Raw genomic sequence first — 8,306 nt, forward strand, 5'->3', positions numbered from 1 at the left:
ACGACGACACTGACGACTCGAGTTCTGGTTTGTCGGCGGATGCTCCGCAACGCGCCTCCTCAGTATGGTGGTCGGCGTCTTGGTCAGCCTCCCGATCTTCGATCTATCGTGGGTGATTAGGCTGCCGACTGCGTTCGTCGCGTACTCTGTGCTCTCGAAGGTGAACTTCAACCGCCACGTTATCCGAACGACCAGCTCGCGGAGCACTCAACCCACCAAAAGAGACTGACACCACCGGCGTACGTCGATTGAGAGACTCGCCGTGCTCAAGGTGGACGCAGCTTTTTCATTCTTCATTGGGTCACCGTCGGACCCGTGACGCAGATAGAGTCCGACATCGATGTCCAAGTGTTTATCTCCGATCTACTCGAATATGAAGACCTCGCTCGGTCGAGGTACTCTAAGAGTTCCCGCCGCTCGTATCGGAACTCATGCTTCCGGAGATTCCTCGCGAGAACCACACAGTCTATCCCGCGCGTGGCGACACCCTCCACTATCCGATCTATCGGAACGAAAGAGGTACTTATCACCTACGGCCCGATCTGCTTCGAGAGCCCGCAGGTAAAATAGCCGGCTACCGGGTCGCAAGCCTCAACTCGAGCACGTGAGACTCGTACTCAAACTCCACATAGAACAGTGTGAACACTAGTGCGGCCGTCGGTGTCGTCTCGACGAATACGTGGACCATCCGATGTGCAGTCGGGATTGAGAGAGAGGCAAACCACTCGGGATGGATGTAACCGCCGAACTGGGATACAGTCAATACACCGATCGGGTTCGTCCGAATTGGAACGTGTGATCGTGGGAGGCCTCAATCAACGAGAATAAAGCTAGTCCAGCGGGTATGTTGGCGCCACCAGTCGTACCGGTGGATGAGCTGTTATTCGAGATCAGGACGGGATAACGCGGTCTCTTTGGACGTAAGGAACTCCAGTAGCACCGGTGTCCCTTCTTTATTTTTCTGGACGCCACGTCGAATCGCGTCTGCAATATTGTCGGGGTCTTCGATCCGTTCACCGTACCCGCCCATCGATTCCGCAAAGTCAGCATAATGGCCCGAGAAAGGCGTATCGTAGCTCGCCATCTCAAAGTTGTTTAAGACGATCTCGAGAACCGGAATGTCCTCTCGAACGGCCGTCTCAAAGTCCATTCCGGTCATACCGATGGCACCGTCGCCCATCACGTGAACGCATGTCTTGTCTGGCCGTGCGAGCTTCGCACCCATCATCAGCCCGAGACCGTACCCTAACTGAGTCGTCTTACCCCATCCGACGTACGATAGTGGTTCGGTCACCTCAAAGAAGGGCGCCATAAAGTCGCGAGCATTCCCGGCGTCGGCTGTGGCGATGATTTCGTCTTTATCGAGGACCCGATCGAGCTCGTACACGACCCGGTAGGGATTGATCGGCACTTCGTCTGAGGTCAACGTGGCTTCCCAATCCTCACGCCATTCTGCTTCGACCTCGGCGATCTCGTTGGCAACGGTATCGAATCGGCCACGCGAGTCGCCGTTGAGCCGGTCTTGAACCTCGTCAACAAGAGCTTCGAGCGTCAGCTTCGCGTCACCGACAAGACCGTAGTCAGATTCGACATCTTTGTCGATGTCACCCGCATCAAGGGTTGAGTGGATCAGCGTCTTGCCATCGGGCACGGTAATTCCGTACGCTGTCTTCGTGAAGCTGCAGCCAATTCCGAAGATGACGTCCGACTTCTCGAGGAAGTGATTCAGTGCCAGTGGTTCACTTTTACTCCCGGCACCGAGGGAAAGCGGGTGATCTTCAGGGAAGGCGCTTTTCCCGTTCAACGTGGTCGCAACGGGCGCTTCGAGCAGCTCAGCGAGTTCCTGCAGCGGGTCCCACGCCTCCGCATAGTGGACACCCTGGCCGGCGTTGATGACGGGATTATCGGCCTCTAGGAGTACGTCGACGATCTCCGGGATTGCCTCCGGATCAGGAGCAGATCGAGTTGACGAGGTTGATGCATACTCGACGTCGCCGATCTCTTCACTGAATACGTCTTTGGGGACCTCGACGAGTGCCGGTCGTTGACGGCCGTTCCGCGCCGATTGGAACGCGCGACGGAACATCTCACTGACGGAGTCCGGATCGGTCAACTGCTCGGCGGTTTTGGTAACGTGCTGGTAGTTTATGAGCGAGCTGAACTTGGGATCGGTATTCGTCTTGGCCCGCGAGTACCCCGCGGGGATCGCGACGATCGGAGCTGACTCCGCGTACGCCTGTGCGATGCCACCGACCGAGTTCTCGGTCCCAGGACCGTGCTGGCAAGCGAACGCTCCCACCTGATTGCCGGATGTGATGCGGGCGATACCATCCAGCATGTGCGCGCCTGTGCGCTCTTGACGGACCACAATCGGACGAATTCCGGCTTCCTCCGCAGCGTTATCGTCGAACAGTGGATTACTAGGGAATCCGATCAGGTGCTTGACCTCCTCTTGGGCTAATATATCGGCTATTGCCTCTGTTACATTCATACCGTCTATTACTCAACGATTCTCATGTGGGATAAAAGTACGGAATCATTTAAAAATAATCATAATGATCGTATATTCTGATTGAGGCGGTTTCGCCGCTCCTCTGGAGGTCAAATATTTCTCATGACACCAAGGTTTATTATCGGCATCGTTCGATAATTTACCATGCCGAAGTCTACAGACTTGGATCGGCTGTGTGTACACGAATCGGTCGAAAACGTGATTCCCAAGGAAGCGTTCGTGGCGGCGCTCGAAGATGGACCACTCGACGTCGAGCTTATAGGAGATCAGGAACCTATCACAGAAATGGATGCGGTCGCGACCTACGTACCACACGATGAGTTTCTGGATGCTGGGTGGGTTCACTGTATCCGCGCCGGATACGACGAATTCGATACAGAGCGATATCGGTCTACTGGCGTACCGCTCACGAATAGTACTGGGATCCACGAGACAACCGTGAGCGAAGTCGCCTTGGGATTCATGCTGTCGTTGGCTAGAAACCTTCACGTGTACCGCGATCATCAAGCGGCAAACGAGTGGTACGAGCCCGACTATCACCGGCCGTTTACGCTGGAGAACGAACGGATCTGCGTCGTCGGACTGGGAACGATTGGGAGGGGTATCGCGAAGCGTGCCGACGCGCTGGGGATGGATGTGATCGGAATACGTCGCTCGACCGATCCCGTTCCGGGGGTCTCGAAGGTATTCCAGCCCGATGAGTTGAATGATGCGATAGCGGACGCACGGTTCGTCGCGCTTACGGTGCCACACACGCCGTCTACTGAGCACATGATTGACGAGTCGGCACTCGCGCAGATGCGAGATGACGCGTACTTGATCAACGTCGCTCGCGGTCCCCTTGTGGATGAGGCCGCACTCGTCGACGCACTCGAACGTGGCGAGATCTCGGGAGCCGGACTGGATGTTTTTGAAACTGAACCGCTTCCAGAAGAATCCCCTCTGTGGGACTTCGACGAGGTGATGATCTCACCGCACAAGGGGTCGGCGACGAACCGGTATCACGTCGATATTGCGAATCTGGTGAAAGAAAATATCGATTACTACCTGGCGGACGAAGACCTGCGGAATCGGGTAGCGTAGTCACGACGGGGTCGTTGCTCAGGCAACGGATACGAACTATCGTCTTTGTCGGCGACGGGTTTTGTCGATATTGCCGGTCCAATATCAGGTAGTCGGCACTAGTAGAAGAAACAATCTGTTAACAGGAAACGACGACGGAAGTCCAAAAAATACTCATCGCTAGCTCCAACGGTAGGTCGTGTACCCGCCGGGAGAGCAGAGGAGCGGAACGTGGTGGTGCTCCTCGGGATCAGAGATCTTGAACCGCACAGGAACCGTATCAAGAAAGCTTGTGTCGGTGGACTCTGCTCTCTCGTAGTAGCTACTGACATCGAACAGCAGCTGATAGGTCCCTTCTTCCATTTCTTCGTCTGTCAGGAGAGGCTCATCCAGTCGACCATCGTCGTTTGTTATCCCCTGACTGATTGTTTCTGGTTCATCCGCACCCCGAACATCCTGACCGGTGTCGAAGTGCGCTCGTTCTCCCAAACGTCTTCACAATCCACGTCTACCGTCTGTTTGAGCAGGTCTGCGAGTGTCATGAGCACCACTCACTACGATCTGCTCACTTCTGAAACCACTTCAACTAGACAGTACCCGTCAAACTCATATTACCGTCAAATTACTGTACGCTAAGGTTGACACCCCTGGTGGAACAATTGTTCATGGTTATCTATGTAGCACCCTCTAAAACATTCAAGTAAATTACAAGATACGAGAGAGCAAATCTTCAGTGACGTCAACTGTTGACGATTCTCCGCCCAGATCCGGTGTATGTGGGGCAGTTTCGTCGGCGATTTGTGCTTGTACCTCCTTGCGTAATGTTTCGGCAGCCGCTATCTCACCGTCACCCAAGTATTCGAACATCATCGCGCCCGTGAGTATAGCTGCAAGTGGGTTTGCGATGCCTTGCCCTACGATATCTGGTGCGCTTCCGTGGACAGGCTCGAACATATCTGGATACTCGTTGTTCGGATTGATGTTGCCAGACGGGGCAAGTCCAAGGCTTCCAGTCGTGATCGCCGCGATGTCTGTCGAAATATCTCCGAAGAGATTCGACGCGACGACAACATCGAACTCTTCAGGTCGGCGAACAAGATCCATCGACGCTCGATCCACGAGGATACTCTCCACGTCAACTTCGGGATACTCTGTACTCACTTCATCGACAATATCATCCCAGAACACCATTGAGTACGCCTGTGCGTTGGACTTTGTGATGCTCGTTAGGTGTCCGTTCCGCTCGGTCGCCGCCTCAAACGCACTTCGGACGATCCGTTCGGTTCCCTTGCGCGTGAATACACCCGATTGAACAGCAATTTCGTTACTGAAGCCTTGATGTTCCCGTCCACCGACGTCCGCGTACTCCCCTTCTGTATTTTCACGATACACGACGAGGTCGATCTCACCTGCTTCGTATCCTTTTAGAGGACTATCGATCCCCTCGAAAAGCGTGTTTGGCCGTTTACAGATGTACTGGTCAAACCCTTTCCGGATCGGCAGTAAGAGACCGTTCAACGTGATATGATCGGGAACATCTGGATGACCCACAGCTCCGAGAAAAATAGAGTCTGCAGACTCTATTTGATCGAGCCCGTCGTTTGGCATCATCGAACCCGTCTCGAGGTACCGTTCAGTGCTCCAATCGTACTCTGTTTGATTGAGTTCGAATCCGTACTTTTCGGCCGTTGCGTTGAGAACATCTAACGCTGCATCAGTCACTGCAGGACCGATACCATCCCCTGGGATCACTGCAATATCGTACGTGCCCATAAAATAACATTTCAACAGGGCTGTTTAAATATTTCCTTTGATGAGAAATATTATATAAATATTTATTAATTATTGGACTACTCAGTAGCCAACGACCCCAAGACTGGTCTCGACGTGTTCGACATTTAGTCCACTTACTCAATATTTCTTGGTGTTGATTATGAGTCAGTTGTAGATGTCCGTCTCTGAATTCGATGGATAATAGATCTATCTTCTGTCGCTCCTCAGCTAGTAGATACCCAAGCGATGGGGGTAGATGAAAGAGTGTGAATCAGCAATTAGCGGTGCAGTCCTTGCGGCGGGATTAACTGCCTCAATTTCTAGAGTATTTGAGGATAAATGGACAGTGGGGCTCGTTATCTGGATAATTCCCTGCATTATAGGTCTCCTCACATGGGTTAACGTGGGTATGCTTATTTTGGATCGGATATTGCAATGATTCGCAAGTCGTTGACGTTAGTTCCTGTTTGTCCGGTGTAAACTAGCGCATCTCGTCTCGAGAAATACGGATACGTGTCGTTCTGGTCTAGGGACTGCCTCGCGATATCCTTATTGGATACAATCGTCGAGGTGCCAAGCGCACCTGCCGCATCTGTCGCACCGTCTTCTCCGTCTGTATCCACGCTGGCAACGACCATCTCTTCTGAACTTGCTTGAAGTAGACTCTCAAGAACAAACTCTTGATTTGGCCCGCCGAGTCCACCGCCTCGGACCGTCACTGTTGCTTCACCACCGGATATTAAGACAGCGGGCGGCTCGATCGGTCGACCGGACCGAATTATCTCGTTTCCGATTGCACTGTGAACCCTCCCGATCTCACAGGCTTCGCCTTCGATGCTTGTAGAGAGCACGAACGGTGTGAACGGTGTATGTGTGATTTCATCGATTGCAGCGTCGATTGCAGTCGACGCGTCTGCGAGAATGTGTGTCGACACATTATCGAAGCAGTGATGATTTGACTGTGGTGTCTCTTCGAATTTTCTATCGGCACCATGCCTGAGATGGGTCTTAATTGTATTCGGTGGTTCGATATCGTATGACTCCAACACCGATATTGCATCTTGGTATGTAGTGTTATCTCCCACGATTGGGCCGCTTGCAATCGTACCTAAATTGTTCCCAGCTACGTCACTGAGAACGAGCCCGATCACTGTTGCCGGAGCCGCCGCCATGGCGAATTGTCCCCCTTTGATCTGGGATATATGTTTTCTAACCGTATTTATCTCGGCGATAGTCGCACCGCTGGTCAAAAGTTTCTCAGTCACCTGCTGCAGGTCAGTTAGCATCACATCCGAAACCGGGAGCGGAAGCAGAGAGCTACCGCCACCCGAGAGTGGGAATAAAATGAGCGTGCCTTCATCGGCCTTTTGCGCTCTCGATAATATCGCCTTTGCACCCGCGTTGCCACTTTCGTTGGGAACCGGATGAGATCCCTCAATCACATCGACTTGTTTGGTTTCTCGTGGGTCGTTTGTGACGACTACGCCTCCCGATATCGTGTTTTCGAGGATCGTTTCTAATGCCTTTGCCGACTGTGCGGCCGCTTTGCCGCCGCCGAGGACGACAACTTGCTCGAACTGAGTGAGATCAACTGTGGTGTCGCCGACGATAAGATTAGAGTCTTCCTTGGAGACCGTGTTTGCGACGGCGTTCTTCGGTTGGCTTGCTTCGATCCCGGCTGCAAGACAGTCTAGGACTACCTTGTGAGCAGGCGTTACTGCGAGTTGTTTTCTGTTCTGGATCACATTCGGAGTCCCTTGTGTGTCTGTAAAATACTATCCCTCGGTGTAGACTGGCTGGAAGTGATGGTAACTTGACGGTGACAAATAGACGCATGTGAACATTCCTATGGATGTGTTCGTGGCGGCGATCGAAAATTCACCAAGCAATAAACGAGTGGTACGAGCCCGACTATCACCGGCCGTTTACGCTGGAGAACGAACGTAGTCACGACGGGTTCGTCGTTCAGGTAACGGATTCGAACTAATGTATTCTTGATAATTCTCTCCCCCCATCTGATGTATTATGGGAAGTTTCATCTGTAATTTGTACTCGTACCTCCTCGCGTTCTGCTTCGGCAGCTACTGTCTCACCGTCACCCTTTCAAAAACTCTGCTCGTTCGTAATATGCGAAAATAGAGAACGGGATCAAATATGGAAGGCGTTACTAGATAACAAACTTAGTCTTGTTATATACACATGTGTTCTATGCTCAACAACCGATCAAGCACCTGTTGAACGCAGAGATAATCCAGTACCCTGGGCCAATCAATGGGTATAGCGAGAAACAGCACGAATATTCGATAAATACGAACAGAAATTTAGGTACGAGCTGGTGAACTTTCTGAATTATACCTATATCCCGTTCTGCCGAAAGCCCACCATATGAAAAATCCTGAGCAGGGAGGGGATCACGATAACGTCTTCTCATCGAATCAGTACGATCTGATGCTGTTGAGCGAGATTGCTGTTATTTGCGCATCGTCCGGGTCATCGTCTCCGATATATTCAAACTAAAGCCCGTTTAATAGGGGGATGGGTTATGAGTAAAGCGAAAGGAGCGCATCAGCGCGTCAGCGAAGACCGACTCCGAGACGATATCACGGAAACCGGGAAATTCGGAGAGGTTGTAACTGACCAAGGACACGGTCGAACTGTACTCACGGGAACGGAAGCAAACAGACAAGCGCGGGAGTATTTCATCGACCGCCTGGAGGCGGCAAGGCTTGACGTCCGCGTTGACGCAAGTAGGCAATATCGTCGGCCGCTGGGTGCCCGAGAGCGCCGATCCGACAGCACCAGCAGTCGCCTGTGGGAGCCATATCGACTCCGTTCCCGAAGGGGGTATCTTCGATGGGGTGCTCGGCGTCTACAGCGGGCTCGAAGCCGTACGGGCGCTTCAGGAGTCCGGCATCGAATTTGACCGGCCGATCTAGGTTGTCTGTTTCACCGCAGAAGA

6 protein-coding genes and 3 pseudogenes are annotated in these 8,306 nt (G+C 52.6%); 3 read left to right on the forward strand and 6 right to left on the reverse strand.

Features of this window, described 5'->3' with window-relative positions:
• Positions 1 to 431 precede the first annotated feature (431 nt).
• Positions 432 to 608, forward strand: a complete 177-nt coding sequence (locus DJ74_RS19990) for a DUF3830 family protein (RefSeq protein WP_094524387.1) — start codon at positions 432 to 434, stop codon at positions 606 to 608.
• Here the strand turns inward: DJ74_RS19990 and DJ74_RS19400 are convergent.
• Positions 575 to 763: a hypothetical protein gene (locus DJ74_RS19400; protein WP_217900314.1), complete on the reverse strand. Its 189-nt coding sequence runs from the start codon at positions 761 to 763 to the stop codon at positions 575 to 577. The two genes, DJ74_RS19990 and DJ74_RS19400, sit on opposite strands and share 34 nt — an antisense overlap.
• Positions 764 to 880: 117 nt before the next feature.
• Positions 881 to 2,491, reverse strand: coding sequence for a thiamine pyrophosphate-requiring protein (locus DJ74_RS04025; RefSeq protein ID WP_094526433.1), 1,611 nt, complete (start codon positions 2,489 to 2,491; stop codon positions 881 to 883).
• 165 nt (positions 2,492 to 2,656) lie between these two features.
• Between DJ74_RS04025 and ddh the strand changes: the two genes are divergently transcribed.
• Positions 2,657 to 3,595: a D-2-hydroxyacid dehydrogenase gene (gene ddh / locus DJ74_RS04030; protein WP_094526434.1), complete on the forward strand. Its 939-nt coding sequence runs from the start codon at positions 2,657 to 2,659 to the stop codon at positions 3,593 to 3,595.
• 159 nt (positions 3,596 to 3,754) lie between these two features.
• On the opposite strand, the pseudogene uraH reads toward ddh, so the two are convergent.
• The 4 genes and pseudogenes from uraH to DJ74_RS04045 all read right to left on the reverse strand — a co-directional run.
• Positions 3,755 to 4,012: pseudogene (uraH, locus tag DJ74_RS04035) on the reverse strand (hydroxyisourate hydrolase); the annotation flags it as partial.
• Positions 4,009 to 4,116, reverse strand: a pseudogene (locus tag DJ74_RS19570) (IS6 family transposase); the annotation flags it as partial. The pseudogenes uraH and DJ74_RS19570, both read right to left, overlap by 4 nt.
• Before the next feature lie 163 nt (positions 4,117 to 4,279).
• On the reverse strand, positions 4,280 to 5,347 hold the full coding sequence (locus tag DJ74_RS04040) for an isocitrate/isopropylmalate dehydrogenase family protein (protein WP_094526436.1): 1,068 nt from the start codon (positions 5,345 to 5,347) through the stop codon (positions 4,280 to 4,282).
• A 413-nt stretch (positions 5,348 to 5,760) separates the two neighbouring features.
• Positions 5,761 to 7,092: a glycerate kinase gene (locus DJ74_RS04045; protein ID WP_094526437.1), complete on the reverse strand. Its 1,332-nt coding sequence runs from the start codon at positions 7,090 to 7,092 to the stop codon at positions 5,761 to 5,763.
• Positions 7,093 to 7,889: 797 nt separating this feature from the next.
• On the opposite strand from DJ74_RS04045, the pseudogene DJ74_RS19575 reads away from it, so the two are divergent.
• Positions 7,890 to 8,280: pseudogene (locus DJ74_RS19575) on the forward strand (M28 family peptidase); the annotation flags it as partial.
• Positions 8,281 to 8,306: the final 26 nt, after the last annotated feature.

This window comes from Halorubrum sp. Ea8, assembly GCF_002252925.1.
Classification (GTDB): domain Archaea; phylum Halobacteriota; class Halobacteria; order Halobacteriales; family Haloferacaceae; genus Halorubrum.